Source organism: Pseudarthrobacter sp. WHRI 8279, from assembly GCF_040224115.2.
Lineage (GTDB): Bacteria > Actinomycetota > Actinomycetes > Actinomycetales > Micrococcaceae > Arthrobacter.
In genome coordinates this window covers 2265566-2289782 of the sequence record NZ_CP168162.1, presented here as the reverse complement: position 1 = coordinate 2289782, position 24217 = coordinate 2265566, and the positions used below count along the sequence as shown (strand labels likewise).

General features: G+C 63.9%; 20 protein-coding genes and 1 pseudogene. 18 read left to right on the top strand and 3 right to left on the bottom strand.

Features of this window, described 5'->3' with window-relative positions; all coding sequences use genetic code 11:
* Positions 1-54 precede the first annotated feature (54 nt).
* Genes ABRP28_RS10520 through ABRP28_RS10505 form a run of 4 tightly spaced genes read left to right on the top strand, consistent with a single transcriptional unit; the run spans position 55 to position 2620 of the window.
* Complete coding sequence (locus ABRP28_RS10520) at positions 55-1401, top strand: MinD/ParA family protein (protein WP_374152835.1); 1347 nt, start codon at positions 55-57, stop codon at positions 1399-1401.
* 39 nt (positions 1402-1440) lie between these two features.
* Entirely contained in the window at positions 1441-1776 is a 336-nt protein-coding gene (locus tag ABRP28_RS10515) for a hypothetical protein (RefSeq protein ID WP_350004373.1), read from the top strand.
* Positions 1773-2195 carry a hypothetical protein gene (locus tag ABRP28_RS10510; protein ID WP_350004374.1) on the top strand — a complete coding sequence of 141 codons (423 nt, stop codon included), beginning with the start codon at positions 1773-1775 and terminating at the stop codon, positions 2193-2195. The genes ABRP28_RS10515 and ABRP28_RS10510 overlap by 4 nt, the downstream gene beginning before the upstream one ends.
* Positions 2192-2620, top strand: coding sequence for a PIN domain-containing protein (locus ABRP28_RS10505; RefSeq protein ID WP_350004375.1), 429 nt, complete (start codon positions 2192-2194; stop codon positions 2618-2620). The genes ABRP28_RS10510 and ABRP28_RS10505 overlap by 4 nt, the downstream gene beginning before the upstream one ends.
* Positions 2621-2889: 269 nt before the next feature.
* On the opposite strand, the gene ABRP28_RS10500 is transcribed toward ABRP28_RS10505, so the two are convergent.
* Positions 2890-3354: an Lrp/AsnC family transcriptional regulator gene (locus tag ABRP28_RS10500; RefSeq protein ID WP_102975370.1), complete on the bottom strand. Its 465-nt coding sequence runs from the start codon at positions 3352-3354 to the stop codon at positions 2890-2892.
* 123 nt (positions 3355-3477) lie between these two features.
* Positions 3478-3708, bottom strand: a complete 231-nt coding sequence (locus ABRP28_RS10495) for a hypothetical protein (protein WP_350004376.1) — start codon at positions 3706-3708, stop codon at positions 3478-3480.
* A gap of 508 nt (positions 3709-4216) precedes the next feature.
* Here ABRP28_RS10495 and ABRP28_RS10490 point away from each other — a divergent pair.
* Positions 4217-4708 (top strand): annotated as a pseudogene (locus ABRP28_RS10490) (thiamine pyrophosphate-dependent enzyme); the annotation flags it as partial.
* Between the two features lie 68 nt (positions 4709-4776).
* On the opposite strand, the gene ABRP28_RS10485 reads toward ABRP28_RS10490, so the two are convergent.
* The gene (locus ABRP28_RS10485; protein WP_374152834.1) at positions 4777-5382 is read right to left on the bottom strand and encodes a hypothetical protein; all 606 of its coding nucleotides are present in this window, start codon (positions 5380-5382) and stop codon (positions 4777-4779) included.
* A gap of 559 nt (positions 5383-5941) precedes the next feature.
* Here ABRP28_RS10485 and ABRP28_RS10480 point away from each other — a divergent pair.
* The 13 genes from ABRP28_RS10480 to ABRP28_RS10420 all read left to right on the top strand — a co-directional run bounded on the left by ABRP28_RS10480 (position 5942) and on the right by ABRP28_RS10420 (position 24099).
* Positions 5942-6823, top strand: coding sequence for a hypothetical protein (locus ABRP28_RS10480; protein WP_350004378.1), 882 nt, complete (start codon positions 5942-5944; stop codon positions 6821-6823).
* On the top strand, positions 6823-8157 hold the full coding sequence (gene pgsB, locus ABRP28_RS10475) for a poly-gamma-glutamate synthase PgsB (protein ID WP_350004379.1): 1335 nt from the start codon (positions 6823-6825) through the stop codon (positions 8155-8157). Before ABRP28_RS10480 ends, pgsB begins: the two co-directional genes overlap by 1 nt.
* On the top strand, positions 8150-9166 hold the full coding sequence (locus tag ABRP28_RS10470) for a poly-gamma-glutamate biosynthesis protein PgsC/CapC (RefSeq protein ID WP_350004380.1): 1017 nt from the start codon (positions 8150-8152) through the stop codon (positions 9164-9166). Before pgsB ends, ABRP28_RS10470 begins: the two co-directional genes overlap by 8 nt.
* Positions 9163-11310: a CapA family protein gene (locus ABRP28_RS10465; RefSeq protein WP_374152833.1), complete on the top strand. Its 2148-nt coding sequence runs from the start codon at positions 9163-9165 to the stop codon at positions 11308-11310. Before ABRP28_RS10470 ends, ABRP28_RS10465 begins: the two co-directional genes overlap by 4 nt.
* Before the next feature lie 55 nt (positions 11311-11365).
* The gene (locus ABRP28_RS10460) at positions 11366-12298 is read left to right on the top strand and encodes an NlpC/P60 family protein (RefSeq protein ID WP_350004382.1); all 933 of its coding nucleotides are present in this window, start codon (positions 11366-11368) and stop codon (positions 12296-12298) included.
* 278 nt (positions 12299-12576) lie between these two features.
* Complete coding sequence (locus ABRP28_RS10455) at positions 12577-13809, top strand: thiamine pyrophosphate-dependent dehydrogenase E1 component subunit alpha (protein WP_350004383.1); 1233 nt, start codon at positions 12577-12579, stop codon at positions 13807-13809.
* Positions 13806-14918, top strand: a complete 1113-nt coding sequence (locus ABRP28_RS10450; protein WP_350004384.1) for an alpha-ketoacid dehydrogenase subunit beta — start codon at positions 13806-13808, stop codon at positions 14916-14918. The genes ABRP28_RS10455 and ABRP28_RS10450 overlap by 4 nt, the downstream gene beginning before the upstream one ends.
* A 2-nt stretch (positions 14919-14920) precedes the next feature.
* Positions 14921-16486: a dihydrolipoamide acetyltransferase family protein gene (locus ABRP28_RS10445; protein ID WP_350004385.1), complete on the top strand. Its 1566-nt coding sequence runs from the start codon at positions 14921-14923 to the stop codon at positions 16484-16486.
* Positions 16487-17373: 887 nt separating this feature from the next.
* Positions 17374-19881 (top strand): kelch motif-containing protein, encoded by a 2508-nt coding sequence (locus ABRP28_RS10440; protein ID WP_350004386.1) that lies wholly within the window; start codon positions 17374-17376, stop codon positions 19879-19881.
* Between the two features lie 59 nt (positions 19882-19940).
* Positions 19941-20555, top strand: a complete 615-nt coding sequence (locus tag ABRP28_RS10435) for a hypothetical protein (RefSeq protein WP_374152832.1) — start codon at positions 19941-19943, stop codon at positions 20553-20555.
* Between the two features lie 129 nt (positions 20556-20684).
* Positions 20685-21965: a glycosyltransferase family 2 protein gene (locus ABRP28_RS10430; RefSeq protein ID WP_350004388.1), complete on the top strand. Its 1281-nt coding sequence runs from the start codon at positions 20685-20687 to the stop codon at positions 21963-21965.
* Positions 21962-23626, top strand: coding sequence for a glycosyltransferase family 39 protein (locus ABRP28_RS10425; RefSeq protein WP_350004389.1), 1665 nt, complete (start codon positions 21962-21964; stop codon positions 23624-23626). The genes ABRP28_RS10430 and ABRP28_RS10425 overlap by 4 nt, the downstream gene beginning before the upstream one ends.
* On the top strand, positions 23623-24099 hold the full coding sequence (locus ABRP28_RS10420; protein ID WP_350004390.1) for a GtrA family protein: 477 nt from the start codon (positions 23623-23625) through the stop codon (positions 24097-24099). The genes ABRP28_RS10425 and ABRP28_RS10420 overlap by 4 nt, the downstream gene beginning before the upstream one ends.
* The last annotated feature ends 118 nt before the right edge of the window (positions 24100-24217 follow it).

The window sequence follows — 24217 nt, the reverse complement described above, 5'->3', positions numbered from 1 at the left end:
GCTGTTAGAACAAGTGCTGCACAAGAGTTTGCCGAACGTCCTGGGGGGACAGAAATGCCCGATCCGGCGGATCAAAACGCACGCGCCCACGCAGAGGATGCAGGGCAGCCGCAGCGGCGCCGTCGCCGTGCCCTTCGTCGCGGCGACGGGGAGCTGGCGGATGCCCGGACAGGAACCATGCCAGCCGTAACCCCCAACTCTTCCAGCCAGCCGGAGCCGGGCGCGCCCCTGACGCGACGAACCTCTTGGGCGGAGGCGGCCGCGGCGGCTGATGCAGCCAAGCCGGACTCGCGCATCCCGGCACCCACCCGGCCGCCTGTATCTGCCCGGCCGGCTGGGGTGGACTCTACTACCTCTGTGCCTGCCGCAGCTGCTGCGGCAGCCCGGCCGACGCCGTCGGCCGCTCCTTCTGAAACTCCCACCTTCCGCCGGGCCCGCCCCACAGTTGCTGACACCATTGCTGAAAACCCCATGCCCGACTTCATCAGCTCCCCTGGACTGTTTGTAAAGGAACAGAAACCCCGGCCCGTCGGCGGCATCCGGGGTGCGATCTACAACATGACCGGCGGCGCCTGGAACGTGGGCCCGGGCCCCAAGCAGCGCCAGGAAGAGGAGCTGGGCCGCCGCATTTCCCGGCAGCTGCAGGGCAGCTACAACACCGCTGTGCTGAGCCTCAAGGGCGGCATCGGCAAGACATCGACCACCGTGGGCGTGGGTCTAACCCTCGCCGAATACCGCGGGGATGCTCCCTGCGCTATCGACGCCAACCCTGACTCTGGGGACCTGGTGGAGCGTGCACTGGGGGAGGGCATCTACCAGCAGTCCAGCCCGCGCACTATCTCAGATCTACTGGAGAACATCGAGTCCATCGATTCGCTGACCTCCTTGTCCAGGTATATGCACCACGCCGGCCGGCTTCATCTGATTGCGGGGGAGCAGGACCCTGAGGTCTCGGACTCGCTCACTGCCGAGGAGTACCTGCGGATCCGCAAGCTGATCTCCGCCTACTACTCCGTGGCCCTGACCGACTGTGGCACCGGAGTGACCCATAACGCTATGAGCGGGATCTTGCAGTCGGCAGATAACCTCGTGATCGCCGCCGGCTATGCGGTGAGCGGTGCCAAGCGTGCCCGCAGCACCCTGCAGTGGCTTGCCAGCCACGGGTACGAGGACCTGGCCCGGAACGCCATTGTGGTGATCACCGACAAGGACGAGGTTTCGTCGCGCGTGGACAAGGACGCCATCGAGGAGCACCTGGCTGGTATCTGCCGCGAGCTCATTGCTGTCCCACACGACCGTGGTGTGGCCGACGGGGACCTCGTCACCTTGGACGTGCTCAAACCTGAAACGCGCCGCGCCTATAAGGAAATTGCCGCGGCGATTGTGGACGGATATCGGTAGCACTACTGCGGCTACCTTCGCTCGTGAGAGGATGATGCCATGCCTATATCGAACGGACGTGAGGTTGGGAAGGTCCTGCGGATTAGCGATCTTACTGTCACTACTTCGGTCATAAGAGATCGCATATTTGAAGATTGCTTGATTCTCGGCCCTGCTGTTTTAGCGCTTGTTGGATCGACCCTTGAAGAGTGCATTTTCGATGGTGATGTGGACGCCCTTCTGTGGGAAATCCCTCCTGAGCGACTTCAAATTATTGGAGCGATTCAGATGGAGAATTGCACGTTCTTACGTTGCCGTTTCCAAATGATCGGTTTCGCGGGCCCCAAGGATTTTGCTGAACTCTTCCGCTCCCAGATTCAAATTGCGGCATCATGACCGAGGCGCACCATCGTAACCGCCTAGCCGGGGCGGAGGACCTTAAAATTTCACCGTCCACGATCGACGGACGGATTATCGCCGCCAAGATAGTTTTGCCACAGCTAGACCTGTCGAGGGTTGTTGTGCCGAAGCTAGACCTGTCGAGGGTTGTTGTGCCGAAGGTGGACCTGTCGAGGGTTGTTGTGCCGAAGGTGGACCTGTCGAGGGTTGTTGTGCCGAAGGTGGACCTGTCGAGGGTTGTTGTGCCGAAAATCAACATACCTGACGTAACGAGTGTGGCAGCTATCCAAGCCACGTTGAAGGGCGCCCCTGAATCGGTGAAGAAACTGCCGAGTTTTGTCGGCCAGGGCTCCAGATTTACTGAACGTCGGGATTTATCTAGCGTTTTCGACGAGGAGCGTCGAAGCGTCACATGACACTAGTTGTGGTAGATGCCAATGTCATTATCGCCGCCTATATTAACTCCGATGATCGGCACCTACAGGCCGCCGAAATTGTGACGGCAATAGGGGCACCACTGTACGTTCCGGTGCTGGCACTTGCTGAGGCGTCGTACTTCATCGACAGAGAGCTGGGGGCAGAAGCCGAACTTGGGCTACTAGAAGCCGTCGTAGACCGCGAGATAGTACCTGTCTATTTCGAGGACCAGTGGGAGCGCGTACTTGAACTCGCCCAGACCTATAAATCCCGTAGACTTGGGGCGTCGGATGCGGCGGTAGTGGCGGCGGCGGAACGGCTGCTGACGAGCAGGATTGCCAGTTTGGATCAGCGTGATCTTCAAGGCATACAGCTTGCGGACGGTAACTATGTCGATCTCATATCCCTTTCCAGCCAGCTCTAAGCGAGACTGCTGTTCGGCTGGCTGTCATTGCCAAGGCTCGGCGCTTACCAGGGGAGGGCCAGCCACTCAGGGACGCGACGCTATGTTGTGCCAACGTGACAGACCCTGGTAGGGACAAGGCCGAACGAATCTATGCCCCCTCTGAGCCGTGACAGAGCTGTGCAGGACCCATAGACCGATAAGAGCTCATCACGTCGCCGCATAGTGGCATCTTTTGCGGGCGGCTCTTCTGGCAGCATGGCTCACCCGGGCGAAAGCCCGCCACTGACCTACCGTGTATCCAAGTCCTCGAACACCAGGAACGTCTGCGTATCCAGCACGCCGGGCATGGACTGCAGCTGGTCGAAGATGACCCGGCGCAGGTCGATGTTGTCCACGGCACGGACCAGTAGGATCACGTCGAAGTCGCCGCCCACCAGGGCCACGTGGTGCACCTCGGGTATTGCGCCCAGCTGGTCCCGGAGTTCCCGCCACGCGTCCTGCTTCAGCTTCAGCGTCACGTAGGCGGAGGACCGGAGCCCGGCCTTGATCGGGTCCACCAGCGCGGTGAACCTGGACAGTACGCCTTCACCAGTGAGCCGGGCTATGCGCGTGTACGCGTGCGCCCGGGAGATGTGGACGTTCTCCGCCACCTGCGTCACGGACATGCGGCCGTCGCGGGTCAGCTCCGAAATGATTTTTCGGTCGATGTCGTCCAACGGGACAGGTTCAGTCCCGGCATCCCTTGCTGCCACGTTGCCCAAGGCCCCCGTCAGTAAGCTGTCTCACATTGCAATTCGTCTCCCAGTGTAGGGCGAACGGCACAGCTGTGAGCAGCCCGGGCAGCTGGGGGATACGAAACGCAGCCGGAGGTGCAGCTACGAGGACGTGCGGCTCTCAGTCTCCCGAAGCTCGGCCGCCCTGCGGATGAAGTCGCAGTCGCTGGAGGAAAGGCTGATTTCACCGTGCCTGTCCTGCTCCAGCTCGGTGCCGGTGGCCTTGGCAATCGACGCCACCACCGTCCGGGGAAGGATCCTGCAGCCGGGGTTCTCCACCAGCCACTGCCGCGTCTCTGGTTCCAGCCGGTCCCACAAGTTCTCAATGCCCATTACAGCTGCCCCGCCCTTTGTACTTTCCGCATGCATGATTCGGCGCCCCCGAGGTACGGGCGGCGCGAGATTCTCCGGTCCAGGGCAGCCGCAGGAAAGGCTGCTGGCCGATGGAAAATGATTCAGGGGCGGAGGGAACCGCACTGTCCCCTCCGCGTCCATCGCCGCACCATGCGCCCCCAACACGGGAAAACCCTGCCACCTGGTACGGAGTCTTCTCCCCGCCCGAGGCGTGGAAAAGATCCCTTGTGATGCAACGGAGAGACCGTTCCGTCAATCGCGTCCCCCTGAGTGTGTTCCCCCTGCGGATAGGGGTCAAGGGCCTTCCGTCCCTAGCCGACCAGCCAATTTGTCCACCACGCATATCCGTAACCTGGCTCACACTGCCAAATCGTCTTTCAGAAACGGCGTTATTGTGCAGCTTCTCCACGATTCCGTCAGGTGCTGGATACGAAACCGGCCACAGGACGATACTGGGAAGGAATAGTGGCAACAGAAGGACGGAACAATGACGATCTCCGCAGACCACACCGCGCACCCGGACGCAACCAGCCAGGCACTCGCCGAGGACGCCCTTACCGAGGCCGCCAAGAAGTTCGGCATCACGGCCGAGGACTACATGCTCCCCGCCCGGCACCAGATCGAGATGGTGGACCCGGACGGCCGGCTCAAGCCCCAAGGTGAGCAGGGCACCGAACCCGGCCATGAATACCCTTTGCCCGGCGATGACGAACTGCTGGCCGCGTACGAGCAGCTCGTCGTCGGGCGCCGCGTCAATGACCAGAACTCCGCCCTGGTCCGGCAGGGCCGCATGGCCGTGTACCCCTCCAGCCACGGCCAGGAGGCCTGCCAGGTGGCGGCCGCCCTGTGCCTCTCCCAGGGCGACTGGATGTTCCCCACCTACCGCGACGCCGTGGCCGTGATGACCCGCGGCGTGGACCCCGTGCAGGTGATGACCATCTTCCGCGGCGACTGGCACGGCGGGTTCGATCCCCTCAAGCAGGACTGGATCGCCGCTGAGCCCTTGCGTGTCACCAACCGACCCGTCAAGCCGCCGATCTGCGGTAACTAGTTGCGCACCACAATTTCTGGTTCCAGCGCATCAAATCCGCGTGGAACGGTGTGACCCCAATTGTCATCTCGCTCCTGTTCAATGCGAATATTTAGAAGGTCCCGCGCTGTCGATGAATCGGCCAGTCCAAGGTAGACGATGTATCGGCCCGGAGGAAGTTCATCGTTCCCCAGCTGCGAGAGCCCACAATTGAAGGCGGTGGAATCGTCGCTAACGTCACAGAGCTCTGAAACAGAGAACCCTGGCCCGCCGATGTCATCAGTTTCTTTATTGGGGCTCTGGCGCGTTGCCGTCCAGAGTTGTGTTCCGCTGGGAAGAGGATGCGAGAGCCGGCCTTTTATGGTGACACCCAGGTCGTCGGCCGCGATGGTATCGGGTAGGTCGTCGACGAGGACAACTGAACTTGCTGTCATTGCCTCGGTGGCCTCTGCGAGAGGGGCAGGCGACTCGTCGCCCCCAGGGAATACTTTGGGGGCAAAAGCGGTGACGAGCGCGGCAAGAATGGCCGCAGCCGCTGTGATGTACGCGGCAACCACGTGCCCGTTCGTACCTCTTGGTTCATTGTGATCAGGCACGTCTGATGGGGTTTTGCTCGGCGTCACTTGCTGCTCCGGTCTCCCGTAGGTATGTAGGGCTACCATAGGTCCCCGGTCTTTCTTGAACGCGTATTTCTCTCTGATGACGTGTCGAATAACCTTCCGCGCGATGCAACTGCCCATGCGCATGTGTGCGCGGATATTACGGTAGGGACGTTGCCCCACGTGGCCGGCAGGAAGTTACTGCCCAAGTGATCCCACTGCCGGGTTTCGGGCATGTTTCGTACGCCTCTCCGCGGCCCCGTCAATCCAAGTAGTGGGGTAGCAAAAAGACGGGTACACAAAAAGTTGTAGCGTCAAATGTCCACTCCGTACACTATTAGAAGCACCCTGAGCTTCCGGTCTCGAAGCGCACCGAGGGTGCTTCTGTATGTTCCGCAACTCCTCAGGGAGTTCCACGGCAAGGGAGAGGCTTCTCATGAGCGTCTCCTTTCGCCCTGCCTTCCTGCTGAACATCGGCGTCGCGTGAGCTGGGACGAACTCGCCGTCAGAGGAGCCCTTGGACTGGTGGTCTTTGCGCTCCTCTTTGCCCTCGCACATTTCCGATGGATCGGACGCAAAAAGCATGACCCTGGAGAACAACAACGGGACGAAACGGGCCTGGACTGACGGACTCACAACAATCCTCCTGATGGCGGTCCTCACCGCGGCCATCTCGGTTGTTGCCGTTATGGACGGTTCCCGCCTGGTGTGGGCGGAGCTCCTGGTGGTGGCTTTTGTGCTGGCGGCATCCCTGCGGGCGGGTGCAGCAGGCGGCCTGGTGGTGGGCCTGGCAGGAGCGGCGGCGCACATCGGACTCCACAGCGTGGACGGCGACTGGGGCCGTGGCAGTACGGCGTTCGCCGTCGTGGCGGTCTGCGCCTTCATCACCTACGGGTGGCTGTTTGGACTCACTGCCGCCTACCTGCGCCGCCAGCAGGCGGCCGGGTCCCAGCAGCCCGCGGCGGCGGGAGCCGGCGCGTCCCAGGGGCTGCTGTCAGCCGCCGAAGGCCGGGCCCTCCTGGACATGGAAGCTGAGCATGCCCGCAGGACCGGCGAGCACCTTGCCCTTGTCACGGTCCACGTGACGGTCCGGGAGGGCGTCGCCCCTAAACAGGCCGCCCACGCTTTCCGTGCTGCGGCAAGGACCTTCGAAGCCTCCGCTGCCGGACGGATGCACCCTGTGCTCCTGGCCGACAATCTGCTGGCCATGGTGGTGCCCGGCGGAGATCCATCCACTGTCCTCCACTTCGAACAGGCGGTTGTAGCGGCCATGGCCGGGGCCACCTATGCGGACCGCGCGGCCGGCACCCGCCCCCTGGCGTCAACTGCCCTGCGCCTCGAAGGCAACATTGTTGTCCTCACGGAATCCCCGGCGAAGGCGGAGTCACTCTTCAGCGTCCCCGGCCTGCGGCTGGACGACGCCGCCCGCCGTCGTTCCGCAGTTCCGGCCAGGACAGCAGCCTGATGTCGGCCAGCGAAGTGGGGCTGCTGGTCCTTGCCGCCGTCACCCTTGCCCTCATCATCTACTGGAAGTACACGGCGTCAGTCCACCACCGCAGGCTGGAACAGCTGGACGTTCGCATCCACGTCAACGGCATCCGCGGCAAATCCTCCGTCACCCGGCTGGTGGCAGGGGTCCTCCGCGAAGGCGGATTCATTACCGTGGCCAAAACCACCGGATCCGCCGCACGGGTCATCGGAACCACCGGTGAGGAGACGCCCATCCGGCGCCTCGGCGCCGCCACCATCATCGAACAGGTGGACATTGTCCGCGACCACGTCCGGCACGGCGTGGAAGCCCTGGTGATCGAGTGCATGGCCGTGCGGCCCCAGTACCAGCAGTACGCCCAGGACTACATGGTGCGCTCAGACATCACCATCATCACCAACGTCCGTGAAGACCACCAGGAGGAGATGGGCGAAACCCTCGAGGAGATCGCCGACTCCATGGCCCGGACCATTCCGTCCAACGGCGTCCTCATCACGGCCGAGGACAGGGACGGGATCCGCGAAAGGCTTCGCCGGACAGCCGAGGAGCGCGGCAGCTCAACGCTCTATGCGGACGCCTCCATTGTGCGGGACGAGGACATGCGCGGGTTCGGGCACATCGAGTTCAAGTCCAATGTTGCCGTGGGCCTCGCCGTTGCCGAATACCTGGGCATCAGCCGCGACAAAGCCATCACCGGCATGTGGAAAACCGTCCCCGACGTCGGCGTGGTACGGCTGAAGACCTACGACGTCCTGGGAAAGAAAATCACCTGGGTGCCGATGTTTGCCGCCAACGACCGCGAAAGCGTCATCCTCGCCCTGAAACAGCTCCAGACCACCCATGCCGAGTCGTCCTCCGTGATTGGCATCCTCAACAACCGCCAGGACCGGGGCAGGCGCGCGGAACTCTTCGGGGCCATGGTCCCCAACGACCTCAGCGGCTACCTGGACAAAGTGGTGACCATGGGCGCCTACGAGGACGCCGTCACGTCCATGATGACCGCCGGCGGGTTCCCCCGTGAACGGATCCTCAACCTCGGCGACACCGTCCGCCCCAGCCTGGACCAGATGCTGGAAGCGATCGCAGGACTGGTGGAAGGCGAGCACGGGGTGCTGATCGGAATGGTCAACATCCACACCGAGCAGGCGGAAATGCTGATCCACTACTTCAGCGAATGCGATGGCGACGACGGCGTCGACGAGCTTGCCGCCTCGCGGGAGCCCCACCGGGCACCGCTGGCGATGCTCCGGCTGCGGGCCGCGCAGCACGCCATTGCCTCGGCGGCGCCCAGGAGCCGCAACGTTGCGTGAGTACCTGCATTCGCCCGAACTGATCCGGCTGGCGATTGTCCTGGGCGTGGTGGTCAGCATGATCTTCTACGAGAAGGTCCAGCTGACCACGGGCGGGGCCATCGTCCCGGCGTACCTGGCCATCTCGCTGCCGCACCCGCTGCTCATCATCTCCACCGTGGCCGCAGGGCTGGCAGCCTGGTGCGTCACCCACGTGTGGCTTCCCAAACGCAAGATCCTGTACGGCCGCCGCAAATTCGACGTCGAACTGCTGGTGGGCCTGGGCTTTGTGGGGATCGGGACCCTGGCGGCCGGGATGCTGGGAAGTTTCTCGCCCATGCTGCTGTCCCTCTCCGGAATCGGCTTCCTGATCCCGGGAATCATCGCCCACGACATGGGCAGGCAGGGCCCCAAACGGACCCTCCAGGCCATCGCCGCCACCACCGCCATCCTTGCCCTCATTGTCTACGTCATGGAGGAAGTCCTCCTGCTCATTGACGCCGTCCCGCAGGGCGACTCCGCCCAGCTCGCCTCCGTGCTGGGGTACCCCCGCGAATTCATCATTGTGGGAGTGATGGCCAGCGTTGCCCTGGGCATGCTCATCTTCGAGAAACTGGACCTGCGGTCCGGCGGTTTCGTCACCGGCGGGTACCTCGCCCTGGTGGGCCCGCGGTGGACCGAGCTGGCGTTCGCCCTTGCCAGCGCGCTGCTCACCTACGTCATTGTGGTGCACCTGCTCATGCCCAGGCTCCTGCTCTTCGGCCGGCGCAAACTGGCCACCATGATCCTGGTTGCTGCCCTGGTGACCTGGTCCGGTGAAGTGGCCGTCATGCACCTGACGGACGAGTCCTTCGTCCCTTGGCGGGGACTGACAGTGGTCACCCTGATGGTTCCGGCGCTCCTCGCCAACGACGCCCAGCGGCAGGGATGGGAAAAAACCCTCTGGGGCTCGGCGCTTGCCGGCGTGGGCGCCTACGGACTGACCAACCTGGCCGCCGCCGCGGCCGTCCTGCTGGGATGGTTCCAGTGACGCCCGCGGGGCCAGGCCGACGTCGTCCCTCACTTGAACGGGGCACCGCGCCACGGCGCCGGCCCGGCACCCTGCCCATGCTCATGGCCGCCGCTGTTGCGGCCGTCCTGCTGGGCGCGGCCATTCCGCTCACCTCCTATGTCGCCGGACAACTCTCGGCCGGACAACTCCCGGCCGGACAGCCACAGGGCGGGACGGCAGGCCCGGTGCAGGGGACGGGCCTGGTGACGGATGAAACCGGGCAGCCGATCGCCGGCGCCGAGGTGGCCAGCGCCGCCGGGGAGACAGTCCGGACGGGCGCGGACGGAACGTTTCCCGTGGACCGGACCGCCGTGTACACGGCCAGGAAGGCCGGACACCTGAGCCGCGCCGCCGCCGGGACCGCCGGTGCTCCGCTCCGGCTGGTGCTGCGCGCGGAAGAAGGGGCAGTCTCCCTGCGCTTCGGCGGTGACGCCATGTTCGGGCGCCGCTTTTACGAGGCACCTCCGGGACAGGACCCGCACCTGAACCCCGGCGCATCCGTCAAAGACCACACCCGCCTGCTGGCCGGGGTGTCCCCGCTGCTGAGCGACAGCGACATCGCCATCGTGAACCTCGAATCCCCCCTGGTCCAAAACCCCTATTTCAGCGGCACCGAACGGCCGGCCGAATTCCATCCCACCAAGGACATCGCCTTCGCCAGCGCCCTGGAATCAGCCGAAGCGCTGAAGCGGTCCGGTGTGGACCTGGTGACGCTTGGGAACAACCATGCGGCAGACGCCCTGGGGCCCGGCATCACCAGTACCATGCAGGCGCTGGACGAGGCGGGCGTCCTGCACACCGGCGCCGGACTGACGGAGGACGAGGCCTGGAAGCCGGCGGTCATCACGGTCCGCGGACGCTCCCTTGCCTTCATCAGCTGCACCACCGTGGACGGCAAGCCCGGACAGATTCCGTACGTGGCCGGACCTGACACCCCCGGCGCAGCCGAATGCTCCACCAAGAGGCTGCAGGCCGCCGTCCGCGACGCGAAAGCGTCCGCTGACGTGGTGACCGTCATGATGCACGGCGACGTGGAGTACCAGCGCGCCCAGTCGCCCGTCATCCGGAAACTCACCCAAGCTGCCCAGGACGCCGGCGCCCGGGTGGTGGTCAACGGGCATCCCCACGTGGTGGGCGGCCTGGCATCAACCCAGGACGGGCTTGCCGCCGAAAGTATGGGAAACCTGCTGTTCGACCAGACACTGTGGTCCACCCTGCTGAGCTACCTGCTGCGTGTGGAGATCACACCGGACGGCACACCCGTGGCCAGCACCGACGCCCTGTCCCTGCAGGATTTCATTCCCCTGCCGGCTGTAGGGGACCTGGCGGATTCCAGCGCACGGATCGCTGCCGGAACCGTGCAGGGGTCAGCCCAGCTGGGGCAGCACGGCGCCACCGTAAGTCCGGGCACTCCTGGACCGGGAATGGCGTCCACGCATCCGGTGCCCGCCGGGGTTCAGCGGATCGCGCCGGGATGGTGGGTTTCCGGGCCAGGGCAGCAGGTCCGCGTGGGCCAGGACCTGCTCTGGGGAACCGGCAGCTTCACGGACCGGGACGCGCCCATGGTGGCCCAGCCCTCAGCACTGTGGACCCTCGGCCAGTTCGCCAAGATCTCCTCGGCCGGAGCCTGCGGCGACGGCTTGGGACTGCAGCTGCTGCGCAGCCCCGTCAGCCTCGAGGACGTGTACGTCAGCACCAGCCACCGGCAGCAGATCACCCCCGGGAGCAGCCTCACCCTGCTGGCCGAAGTCCGCGGCGCCTCCAAGGGCGGCAGCATAGAACTCAGCTGGTATGAGGGAAACAAGGGACCGAGCGCAGGAGGCGTCCAAGTGCCCATTCCCGAATCACCGGCGGACTCAACGTGCCAGCTGGTGCGGATCGACGCCGTGGCCCCGCCGGGCATCACCGCAGCGCAGCCCTATGTGCGGCTGGCGCCGCCAACCAGCCAGACGCTCTCATCCAGCCTCTACGTGGACAACATCCGGCTGATTGAATGGGCAGCCCCAGGCGCGGCCGGCCGGCTTTACGACTCAGTGGAAGGGGGACCCGACGTTTCAGCTGAATTCACGCTGGATCCGGAAGCGGGACCCGACGCGCCCGGACCGCTGCCTGCAATCCGCTGATCCGCAGGCCGCATGTCCGCCCGCCGAACGGAAGCCTGTTCGGTATCTTCAGGTCATGTTGCATATCTTCGCGCGCCTGGGGGGCGCCCTGGCAGTCTTCGGACTGCTGATCCCAACAACCACGTCCTTTTTCACGTCATCCGAGGAGTTCGTCGTCACAGAGAAATCCGGAACAAACAAAACGGAGGTATACGACAACACCGGGGGATGGTTAGCCACCTTCACCAACGGTGCGCGGACCGTGGCGCTCGCCGGCCCACAGCGGACCTTCTCCGAGCCCTCCGCCAGCGCGGCCGTGGTCTCCACGGTTCATGTCAGACTGCTGCCCCAGCCGTTCGCGGGCACGGTTGACCAGTCATGGCTGCGTTCCGCCGCTGCCGATACGTCTCCGGATCTGCTGGACATGGCGATGCAGTACACTACCGGGGCGCCAGCACTGTATGACCCGGCAGGGCTTCGAATTGCGGGCGACGCCGGATACGGCGCGGCATCAGCTGACGGAACACTCCAGGAAGGCGCCGACTTCAACGACTATCTGGGTATCAGGTGGGACTACGCCGGAAAGTCGGACGCCCCGGAAACCAGCGAGCTGAAGGCCCTGGACTGCTCCGGGTATATCCGGATGCTGTTTGGCTACCGTGCCGGCATGCCCATGACGCTCAACCCGGCACCCGGGCTGTTGCCACGGCGCTCCTTCCAGATGTTCGAGGATGCCCCCGGCGTGGTGGTAAGCAAGAGCACGGCCCAGGTGAAAACGTTCGACGGGATGCAGCCCGGAGACCTGGTGTTCTTTGACGCGGAAGCGGACAGCGCCGGACAGATTGACCACGTAGGCATATTCCTGGGCACCGACACCAACGGAAAGTATCGTTTTATCTCCAGCCGGAAATCTTCCAACGGGCCCACCCTGGGGGACGTTGCTGCACGCTCCGTCCTCGACGGCACGGGCTACTACGCCAAGGCTTTCCGGGGTGTGCGCCGCCTGTAAAACGGGCTTCCGCCGTGCCGCGGGCTGGAAGGCCCAGCCCGCGGCTATGCGGCAAGACTGCATCGAAGATGGCACCTGGATGACCGACATCCGGCCGTCCCGGCTTCTCTGCCTGCAATTTGTCCACGCGCCCTGTCCGTAACCTGGCTCACACTGCCAAATCGTCTTCCAAAAGCGACGTTATTGAGCAGCTTCTCCACGATTCCGTCAGGTGCTGGATACGAAACCGCCCGCAGGACGATACTGGGAAGGAATAGTGGCAACAGAAGGACGGAACAATGACGATCTCCGCAGACCACACCGCGCACCCGGACACATCCAGCCAGGCGCCCGCCGAGGACGCCCTCTCCGAGGCCGCCAAGAAGTTCGGCATAACGGCTGAGGACTACATGCTCCCCGCCCGGCACCAGATCGAGATGGTGGACCCGGACGGAAGGCTGAAGCCCCAGGGTGAGCAGGGCACCGAACCCGGCCACGAATACCCTTTGCCCGGCGATGAGGAACTGCTGGCAGCGTACGAGCAGCTCGTCGTCGGACGCCGCGTCAATGACCAGAACTCCGCCCTCGTCCGGCAGGGCCGCATGGCCGTCTACCCGTCCAGCCACGGCCAGGAGGCCTGCCAGGTGGCCGCCGCCCTCTGCCTCTCCAAGGGCGACTGGATGTTCCCCACCTACCGCGACGCCGTCGCCGTGATGACCCGCGGCGTGGACCCGGTCCAGGTGATGACCATTTTCCGCGGCGACTGGCACGGCGGGTTCGATCCGCTCAAGCACAAGGTGGGCATCCAGTGCACCCCGCTCACCACCCAGCTGCTGCACGCCGTGGGCGTGGCCCACGCCGCCAAGCTCCGCGGCGAGGACACCGTGGTGCTGGCCATGTGCGGCGACGGCGCCACCAGTGAAGGCGACTTCCACGAGGCCCTGAACTTCGCCGCCGTCTTCCACCTGCCCGTCATCTTCTTCGTCCAGAACAATAAGTACGCCATCTCCGTGCCGCTGGCACACCAGTCCGTGGCGCCGTCGCTCGCGCACAAGGCCGTGGGCTACGGCATGGCCGGCGAACGCGTGGACGGCAACGACGTGGTGGCGCTCCTCGCCGTCCTGGACCGCGCCGTTGCGCTGTGCCGCGGCGGCTCCGGCCCCCTGCTGGTGGAAGCCAACACCTACCGCATGCAGGCCCACACCAACGCCGACGACGACACCCGCTACCGGGAAAGCTCCGAGGTTGCGGAGTGGAGGGCCAAGGACCCCGTGAACCGGATGCGCACCTACCTCACGGACCGCGGTTTATTGGACGACGACGGCGAGGCACGGATCCGCGAGAAGGCGGAAGCGGTTGCCACGCAGCTGCGCGACGGCCTCAGCGAGGACGTGCCCGTGGACCCGCAGGAGCTCTTCCGCCACGTCTTTGAAAAGACGACGCCGCAGCTTCAGGAACAGTCCGCCCTGCTCGCCGACGAACTCGCGCGCGACGCAGCATCCACGTCTGATTCGAAGGAGGCCGGCAAGTGAGCCCCACCATCACCACTTCCTCCGAGGCCAACGGCAACGTTTCTGCTGCCACTGCCCGGGCGGCCGCCTCGGCCGCCGCTTTGTCCGAGGCGTCCGGCCCGCAGCCGGTCACCATGGCCAAGGCGCTGAACACGGCCCTGGCCGACGCGATGCACGCCGACCCCTCCGTCCTGGTGTTCGGTGAGGACGTGGGGCTCCTGGGCGGCGTCTTCCGCATCACCGACGGGCTCACCGCCACGTTCGGGGAGCAGCGCTGCTTTGACACCCCGCTGGCCGAGTCCGGCATTGTGGGCATGGCCGTGGGCATGGCCATCAACGGCATGCGTCCGGTGATCGAGATGCAGTTCGACGCGTTCGCCTACCCGGCGTTCGAGCAGATCGTCAGCCACGTGGCCAAGATGCACAACCGCACCAAGGGTGCTGTGAAGCTGCCCATGGTCATCCGGGTTCCCTACGGCGGCGGCATCGGGGGAGTGGAGCACCACTGCGACTCCTCCGAGTCCTACTACGCCCACACCGCCGGCCTGAAGGTGTTCACCCCCGCCACCGTGGCGGACGGGTACCGGATGCTCCGCGAAGCCATCGACTCGGACGATCCCGTCATCTTCATGGAGCCCAAGAAGCTCTACTGGTCCAAGGACCTGGTGGACCTTGCCGAGCTGCGGTCCGCCCACTCCGCTGCTGCCCAGGCGGGGGAATCCTCTGAGGGGCGCGCCGCCGTCGCCCGCCCCGGAACCGACGCCACGCTGATCGCCTACGGCCCGTCCGTCCCCACCGCGCTCGCCGCCGCCGAGGCCGCCGCGCTGGAGGGGCGCTCGCTGGAAGTCATCGACGTGCGCACCCTCGTGCCGTTCGACGACGCGACGGTGTGCGAGTCGGTGCGGAAGACCGGCCGGGCCGTGGTGATCGCCGAAGCCCACGGCTTCGCGTCCGTGTCCTCCGAGATCGTGGCCCGGGTGCAGGAGCGCTGCTTCCACCACCTGGCCGCCCCCATCCGCCGCGTCACCGGGTTCGACATCCCGTACCCGGCGCCGAAGCTTGAGAAGTACTACCTGCCCGGCGTGGACCGCATCCTCGACGCCGTTGACGACCTTCAGTGGGAGAACTGACCATGAGTGAGACACGCGTGTTCTTGTTGCCGGACCTGGGCGAAGGCCTCACCGAAGCCGAACTGGTGTCCTGGCACGTTGCCGTGGGGGACACCATTACCGTGGACCAGCCCATCGCCGAGGTGGAGACCGCCAAGTCCACCGTGGAGGTGCCTTCTCCCTATGCCGGGGTTGTTGCTGAGCTGCACGGGCAGCCGGGGGAGACCCTGGACGTGGGGAAGCCGCTGATCTCGGTGACGCCTGTTTCTGCTGTCGGGGCCGTGGATGCTGCCGCCCCCGCCCCTTCGCCGGACAACAATGCTGCAAGCAGCATGTCGTCCGGCTCCGACAGGCCCGATGCCACTCCCGGGGCGGCATCATCCGCGTCGACAGTCGCAGAGGCGGCAGCCGAAACCTATCGGGAAGAAGAAAAAGCCGGGTCCGGCAACGTGCTGATCGGCTACGGAACCCCGGGCGGCCACGGTGTTGCCCGGCGCACCCGCGCGCGGAAGGCTCCTGCGGCCTCCGGTTCCGGGTCTGTCAGCACCCTTCCGTTGGAGGATGGAGCGGCCGACGGCGGTCCCGCAGAAAGTGCCGATGTGGACCTTTCGCTCCTGCGCACCAGGGTCCCCGGCAAGCTCGGCGCGGTGATCTCCCCGCTGGTCCGGCGCATGGCCCGCGAGCACGGCGTGGACCTCGGCGAACTTCCCGGCTCCGGCGAGGGCGGCCTGATCATGCGCCGGGACGTGGAAAAGGCCATCAGCACGCCGCAGGTGGAGGAACGCGCCGTTGCTAAGCCCCGGCCGGTTGCTGAGCCTGCCCCGGTGGCTGCCCCCGCCGAACCCCGTCCGTCTGAAGCCCATGGCGTCGACGCCCGGACGGGATTGCCGATCTCCGCACGGACCCCGGTCAAGGGCGTCCGCAAGGTTGTGGCCACCAACATGGCCCGCAGCCGCTCCGAGATCCCCGAGGCGACCGTCTGGGTCGATGTGGACGCCACCGGGCTGATGGAGCTGCGTGAAGGACTCAAGTCCGGCAGTGACCAGGTGCCCGGCCTGCTCGCGTTCATCGCACGTTTTGTCACAGCCGGGCTAAAAAAATACCCGGAGTTGAACACCCGCATCGAAACCGCGGAGGACGGCTCGCAGGAGATCGTCTCATTTAGCGGGGTCAACCTCGGCATTGCCGCCCAGACCGACCGCGGCCTGGTGGTCCCGTCCGTCCGCGCCGCCGAAAAGCTGACCGCCCGCGAACTGGACGCCGAGATCCGCCGGCTCACCGACGTCGCACGCCAGGGCAAGGCGACCCCCACGGAACTGGGCAGCGGCACGTTCACGCTCAACAACTATGGGGTGTTCGGCGTGGACGGATCCGCGGCGATCATCAACCACCCCGAGGTGGCCATCCTGGGCGTGGGCCGGATCATCGACAAGCCGTGGGTGGTGAACGGAGAGTTGGCCGTCCGCAAGGTCACCGAGCTCACCCTGACCTTCGACCACCGGGTCTGCGACGGCGGCACCGCAGCAGGCTTCCTCCGCTTCGTAGCCGACGCAATAGAAAACCCAAAAGCCCTCCTCGCCGACCTCTAACCCAAACCCCCCCACCCCCACCCCCAACCGACGCTCTCTCACTTAACGTCGGTTTCCCTGGAACCCTCTCTCACTTAACGTCGATTTTCCTTAAACCCTCGCTCACTCGATGTGGGCCTACCTGGAACCCTCTATCGCTTGATGTGGGGTTTCTCTGGAACCCTCTATCGATCGTTTTCGACGTGCATAAGATTTCCTGACACTCAAAGAGGATGGCGCCACCCGGATATGGGCAGCGCCATCCTTTTTGCGTGTCGGAGGCGAGGATGCGCGCGTTCCCGGAGGGTGGCTAGTGCGACGGCGGCCGCGTGCCGCCGTCGCACTCCTTTAAGACGCGTCAATGCGGCAAAGCCTAAACAAAGGATGCTGGCGTGTTGATAGCGTGGCCGGCGCAAAAAGCATCCTTATAATGCAGGTTTGATGCAAGAATATAGCTTTCAATTATTGTTAGCGTCCGGGACATTTCTTATTTACCTGGAATCTACTTACTTATATTCCCCCGCACGTCTCGCGCAATTTAAAGGTAACCCTGCAATTACTTTTCGAGTACTACTTACTCGGGTTTAAGCTAAATCCGCTTTTTATAGTCGTTGTATCAATATCCCGGCTTTTCCCCATGGGCAGCCACATACATTGATCCTGCTGAGATCCGGGACCTGTGGCGGCTCATTCCGCAATTCCAGTGATTTCTGCAGGTGATGGGGCAGGGAACGGCCTTCGTCCGCGCGGGACGGCGGCATCCCGCTGCCTGTGACCACTGGATGACGGAACAACGACGAAGGACTGGTGCCCAAGTGCAGCTGATCCCATTTCCACTGGATTTATACACCGGTCGTTTGCCGGGTTCCGTCAGGCGTAAGAACCGCCTCCGTCCCAAGCTGCTTCGGGTGGCTGCCAGCGTCCTGCTGGCCGGCCTCGTTATGGGGGGCCTGGTCTCTGCCAGCGTCCCCACCTCGGCGGCAGAGAGTGTGGGCCCAAATCTGGTCCTCAATCCCTCCTTGGAAGCCGGTGCAGCATTTCCTGACTGCTTCCAGGCTTCCGGCTGGGGTACCCCTGGAGAGTGGAACTATTCGCCCGGGAGAACAGGGGGGCGGGCGCTCAGCGTGACCGTCAGCGGCCATACCACCGGTGACAGGAAGGCCATCCAGAAAGAGTCCGAGGCCTGCGCGCCCAAAGTCAGCCCCGGGGAAGCCTACAACTTGGGCATCTGGTACCAGTCGACGCTTCAGGTATCCATCACCACTTTCAGGCACACTGCCGGCGGCTGGACGTACTGGGGTGACCTGGGCCTGGCCCCCGCGTCCGCCGACTGGGCCGAAGCGAAGGTAACGTCACCGCCAGTCCCGGCAGGGACGGATCAGATCGCTTTTGGGCTTTCCATCAGCGCCGACGGAACGCTCACCACTGACGATTACTCGCTGTTTGCAACGTCCACCACCATCCCAACGCCGCCGCCTGCCGGCGGTGAACTCGTGGTCAACGGGACCCTTGCTGCCGGCAGTCCGCTGCCAACCTGCTTCGCAGCTGCGGGCTGGGGTACACGGGACATCTCGCAGACCCTATCGCCTGACACACCCACTACGGCTCCTGCAGGGTCGCGCTCATGGTCCATCACCGTCAGCAACTACGTCAGCGGTGACGCGAAACTCCTACCCTCCGGAACGCCCGCCTGCGCCCCGGGAGTGAAAGCCGGCAGCAAGTACAACCTCTCTGTCGACTACACATCCACGTCTTCCCGCAACTCCATCACTGTTTTTGCCCATACAGCGGCAGGATGGAATTACTGGACAGACCTCGCCCAGCCCGCCGCGACCTCCACCTGGGCCCTTGCTGTGGCCACAACCCCTGCTGTTCCGGACGGAGTGGACGCCATCTCGTTCGGAATGTCCATATCGGCGAACGGCACCTTGAAAACCACCAACTACTCGCTCAAGGAGGTCGTGGCACCGCCGCCACCCCCAGCCGCGACACCCGCAAGCGCCGGGTCCTGGGAAGTGCTGGAAGCTCCGTTGCCGCTGCGTTCCATCCACTCCACCCTGCTGAGTGATGGCAGGGTGCTGCTGATCGCCGGCTCCGGAAATGAGGGCAGCTCATTTGATGCGGGCTCCTTCAAGGGCTCCGTGTGGAACCCGGCCACCAACACGTTCACCGATGTACCCGTCCCGTATGACATGTTCTGCGCCGGGCATGTGACGCTGCCTGACGGGAAGGTCCTCATTGGCGGCGGAACGTTGTCATACCCCACGACGGAGGAGGGGCCCACAACCTTTAAGGGCTCCCGGAAAAGCTACTACTTCGACCCTGTTGACAACGCATTCCACCCCCTTGGCGATATGGCGGGCGGCCACTGGTACCCGACCATGACAAAACTCGGAAACGGCGATGTGTGGGCGGCCGGCGGCCTGGACGATAAGGCCGAAGGAACAGTCCTGACAGAGATGTTCCAATCCTCAACGCTGAGTTGGCTCCCATCGGGCAACGTTCCACAAACCTGGAGCTTCTGGGGCACGTACCCGCACATGTACCTGCTGCAGGACGGGCGGATGTTCTACTCCGGGGGCCACACTTTCGGCAACGGGCTGCCCGGGACCGGAGCGTCGCTGTACGACTGGAAAGCAGCGGAAATCTGGGACGTTCCAGGCTTGCGGCAAAAGGACATGCGGGACCAAGCCGGATCCGTGCTGCTGGGCCCGGCACAGGATCAGAAGGTCATGATTGTTGGCGGCGGAAACACCGACGCAAATACTCCAGCCATCAACCTGGTGGACATCATCGATCTGAAGCAACCGAACCCGTTATATGTGCCGGGCCCCGATCTCCCGGGCCCAGGGAAAAGCTACGTCAACCTCCTGAACCTCCCTGACAGGACGGTGCTTGCCGCCAATGGTGCCCGGCATAACCGTTCGGACGACGTCATGACGGCGGCCATCTACCAGCCCGCCACCAATTCGTGGATGGACATCGGCGCCGATCCGGTAGGCCGCAACTACCATTCCTCAGCCATCCTCCTCCCGGATGGCAGGGTGGCGGTCTTGGGATCAAACCCGCTGGACAACTCGTACGACACCCGCATCTCCATCTACTCCCCCAAATACATGTTCAACGGGACACGGCCCGCCATCACGGCAGCGCCCACTGCCGCGACGCGTGGACAACAGATCACCCTGCAGACCACGGGCACCATCAAGGCAGCCCAACTGATGTCCCCCATGTCGGCCACACACCAAACAGACACCAACGCCCGCCTGGTGGACCTGCCGCTGACCACCAGTGGCGACACGGTAAGCGCGACGGTCCCCGCCAACCCGAATTTGCTGCCGCCAGGGCCTTACCTGCTGACCGTCCTTGACACCAATAACCTTCCAAGCATTGCGAAATGGGTGTGGATATCGTGACTGAATACCGGAACAGGAGCCCGCGCGGCCGAGCAGCTAGATGGGTGCGCAACTGCATCGTGACACTGGGCCTAACGGCACTGCTGGCACTGTCCTACCACTCGGCAAACGGTGCAGTCGTAGGCGCTGCTTCGGCCCAAACCAGCAACCACAGCCATACCGGGGCCGAGCTGGCAGGCGCGCAGATACCTGCAGACGCGGGTGCAAGGCCCTCCGCACCAGGCCTGCCGCCCGCCGCGAACGGCGGCAGGGTACAGCCGGGACCGGCGGATGCAGCTGATCCGGCCAACAGGCAGCAGACTTCCCTGGAATCGGCTGCGGCACGGGAGCATCCGATAGGCACGGGCTCCGCCCCGCAGGGGCCACCGCCACAGCTCCGGGAAAAGACCTTACCGTCCCAGGTGTTCAAAGGAGCAACGGCGGGCGGCGGCGGGTGCCTTAAGGCATATGGCGACGACGGCCAATGTTTGCCGGTGATTCCTCCCAGCCTCTCCCAGCATGTGCATGAGATGAAAGCGGCCGGCAAGGACCCGAACGCCATGAAGCACAGCTGGTCCTGCAGCGAAGTCCGCAAATACTTCAAGGACGGGCTGGCAGTGCGCCAGGCAGGAAACGATCCCCAAAACCTGGATACAAACAGCGATGGAAAGGCCTGCGCCGCCGGAGACGGCTGAGCCATAAGCGCGAATCCCGTACTCCCCGCAGGAACACAAAAAGGCCGCGACCCAGCGGCCCTACTTCAGCTCGCCCAAAAACTGGTGCCGGCACAAGGCGTCAGCCACCTGCTACTGAACAGGCTCACAATGCTTACTGAAGTCCTCCCCGTTCTTCTCGGTGTGCTCATCACTGGAATATCGGCCGTACTGTTTGTCATCGCCTTATCCACGCTCTACGTCTCCACCCACGCCTGGTGGGACCCCAGAACCAAGGCGGCGACGTCTTACAGGCCGCTGCTTCCCACGCCAGGAGTCTCGTTTTCCCTCATCATGCCGTGCCGGCATGAAAGCGAAATGGTCATGCGCTCCACCCTGGACCACCTGTGCAACCAGAACCATCCAGATATCGAAGTGGTCATCTCCGTGGGCGACGACGACCCGCACACCCTAGCGGTGGCCCGGAAACTGGCCGCGGAGCGTCCAGGGCTGGTGCGTGTCAGTGTGGACGAAGGGGCCGTCAAGAACAAACCCAGGCAACTCAACACGGCACTGGCGATGTGCCGGAAAGACGTTGTGGGGATCTTCGACGCGGAGTCGATCGCCGCCCCTGACCTGCTCCTGCACGTGGACACCTGCTTCGTTGCCCGGAACGCCGACGTCGTCCAGGGAGCAGTCCAGCTGGTCAACTACCGGGACTCCTGGTACGCCCTCCGGAATTGCCTCGAATACTTCATGTGGTTCCGCTCCCGGCTCCACGCCTACGCGAAACAGGGATTCATCCCGCTCGGCGGCAACACCGTATTCGTCAGGCGTGATGTACTCAGCTCCATAAACGGCTGGGACGGCAACTGCCTTGCGGAAGACTGCGATCTTGGGGTTCGACTGTCGGTACTGAACCGCAAAATTGTTATCGCCTACGCACCCCACTTGGTCACCAAGGAAGAAACCCCGGATTCGATCCGTGCCCTGATCAAACAGCGGACGAGGTGGTCCCTCGGCTTCATGCAGGTCATTGCCAAGCGGGACTGGCGGGCACTCCCCACCTTGAGACAGCGGAGCGTCGCATGGTGGACGCTGATGCAACAGCACTTCATGGCGTTTGCAGGACTTTGCATCCCACTGTCCATACTCACCGCGCTCTTTGGGAAATTTCCCGTCCCTGTAGCCCTGCTGACATTCGTTCCGTTGGTTCCGGCCGTTGCCGCCGTCGCTTTCGACGTCTGCATGCTGCGCGAATTCGGCCGGGACCACGGGTACAAAATCCGGATCTATGACCACGTCAGGCTCGTCTTGGGGACCCCGTTTTACCAGGTCCTGCTCGCATATTCCGCCCTTCGTGCCCTCGCTAAGTTCCGGCAGGGCGACTTCGCCTGGGAAAAGACAATGCACTCAGGGGCACATCTTGGTTACCTGGCGGCGCAGCCATGATTACCCTGCTTCAACCTGTACGTAAGCGCTGGTTCCCGCCTGCCCCTGTTACCGGTGCCGGAGGCTTCCTCCGCGCGGCCAGCCGAATGTTCCTGCGCCGTACTGTGGACCAGAAAACAGGGTTCCTTGTTGCCTTGGTTGGGGCCGTCCTCGCCTGCTGGAATATTCTCGGCGCCCCCGGATACCAGGATGATGAAGGCACCTATACGGCCCAAGCGCTGTCCTCGCTTCACGGAAGCTTGGCGCCATATACCTATTGGTACGATCACCCGCCGCTGGGGTGGCTGCAGCTGGGCGTCCTGTCCTGGCTCCCCGGGCTGATCGGCCAGGGAGGCGAAGTCTATGTAGGGCAAATGCGCTATGTGGTTGCTGTGTTCTTCGTGGCCAGCACAGTATTGGTGTTCCTTATCGCGCGGCGGCTCCAGCTCCGCTTGCCGTTCGCGGTGCTGGCAGCGCTCCTCTACTGCACGTCACCGCTGTCCCTGGTGCTGGGCAGGCAGGTGTTCATCGACAACGTGGGCCTGCCTTGGCTGTTGATGGCGTTCTACCTGGTGCTGTCACCGAAATTGAAGCTGTGGGATCACGTCGGTGCAGGCGTCTGTTTCGCCGTCGCCGTGCTGTCCAAGGAAACGCTGGCCATCTTCGGACCGGCCCTGCTGTTGGCCCTTTTACACCGCCCCTCTTGGGAGACGCGGTTGTTTTCGCTCGTCGGGTTCCTCTCCGTGGGAGGTTTGGTACTCGGTTTCTTCCCGCTGCTGGCAATCCTGCAAGGGGAGCTCATAGCGGGCCCGGGCCACGTGTCCTTGCAGGATGCCCTGACGTACCAGTTCCTTTCCCGGCCGGGATCCGGCACCTTCCTGGACCCAGCCTCCGGCAGGCATGAACTCGTCATGGGCTGGGCGTACTACGACAGTCGCTTGATCCTTCTCGGCCTTGCGGCAGCATTGGTGTGCCTGGCGCTTCGCGAGTCACGCTGGATTCCCGTGGCTTTGCTGCTGTTCGCGGCACCCGTGATGATTGGCCAGGGCTATTTGCCCGCCATGTACGTCATCGGCGCCATCCCGTTCCTGGTGCTGGCCATCGCCGTTGCCGCCGATCTCACCGGGCGCACCCTGCCAAGGCTGTTCAGGCTTAGACCTTTCGGGAAAGGGCTGGCATCAAAAGCGGCACTGACGGCGCCGGGTGCGCGCCGCATCGCTTTGGCCGTATCAGGCACTGCCGTGATCTTCGGCCTGGCCGCGGTGGTAGTACCGCCCTGGATATCGATGAACCACAAATTGATGGTGAGTAATGACAATGCTGACTGGAACGAGGCCCTGCGGTGGTCCAAGGACAACCTGCCCAAGAATGACGTGGCCCTGGTTCCCTACTCCATGTGGCATGACCTTAACGCTGACGGGCGGCATGATCCATGGAAAGTGATAGCCCTGGAAAAAATGGATTTGGACTCCGATTTCGCTGTGCGGCACCCGGAAGGGTGGCGGAGCATCGACTGGATCGTTGAAGGCCCGCCTACGAAACGCAACATCACCAACCTTGGACTGGACAACGCGGGCCGGGCCTTGGAGAACTCAAGCGTAGTTGCGTCATTTGGGGACTGGAAGGTGCGGAAAGTACTCAAAGCGCCGGTGCCGTCCACTTCCACCGAGGACCAAAAATGACCTATCTGGTTCAACTCATTCTGGGCGCCAGAATTTCCCGTTTTGCCCTGATCGGGGCATTCGGCACCGTGCTGAACATCCTCATTATGATGGCCCTGACCGCTGTTGGTATTGACTACATCAGTGCCGCAATCATCGCCGGCGAAACCACCATCATCACCAACTTCCTGCTGCAGGAGAAGCTGGCCTTTGGTGACCTGGGAAACCGGCGAAGGCCGTTCCTCCACCGGTTCCTCCATGCGTTCACCTTCAATACCCTCGAGGCGATGGCCAGGGTTCCTCTCCTATGGGCGTTGGTTGAGTATGTCCACCTGCCCAGCCTGGTGGCACAGGTCGGGACGCTCTGCGCGTCGTTCTTTATCCGCTATGCCTACCACCTGAAGATCATCTACGCCCAGCAGGACAACTTCCCACCGGTTCCCGGCGACAGGCCCTCTGTTCTCCTCCCGGAGCCGGGGCCGGACAGGGAGTGACGTACGGCGGCGGCCGCGTGCCGCCGTCGTACGTTGCACAACCTCACGCCACCCGAATACCCGGATCGAGACGGGTCCCATGCCCCAACCCTCTATCACTTGATGTGGGTTCAAACCC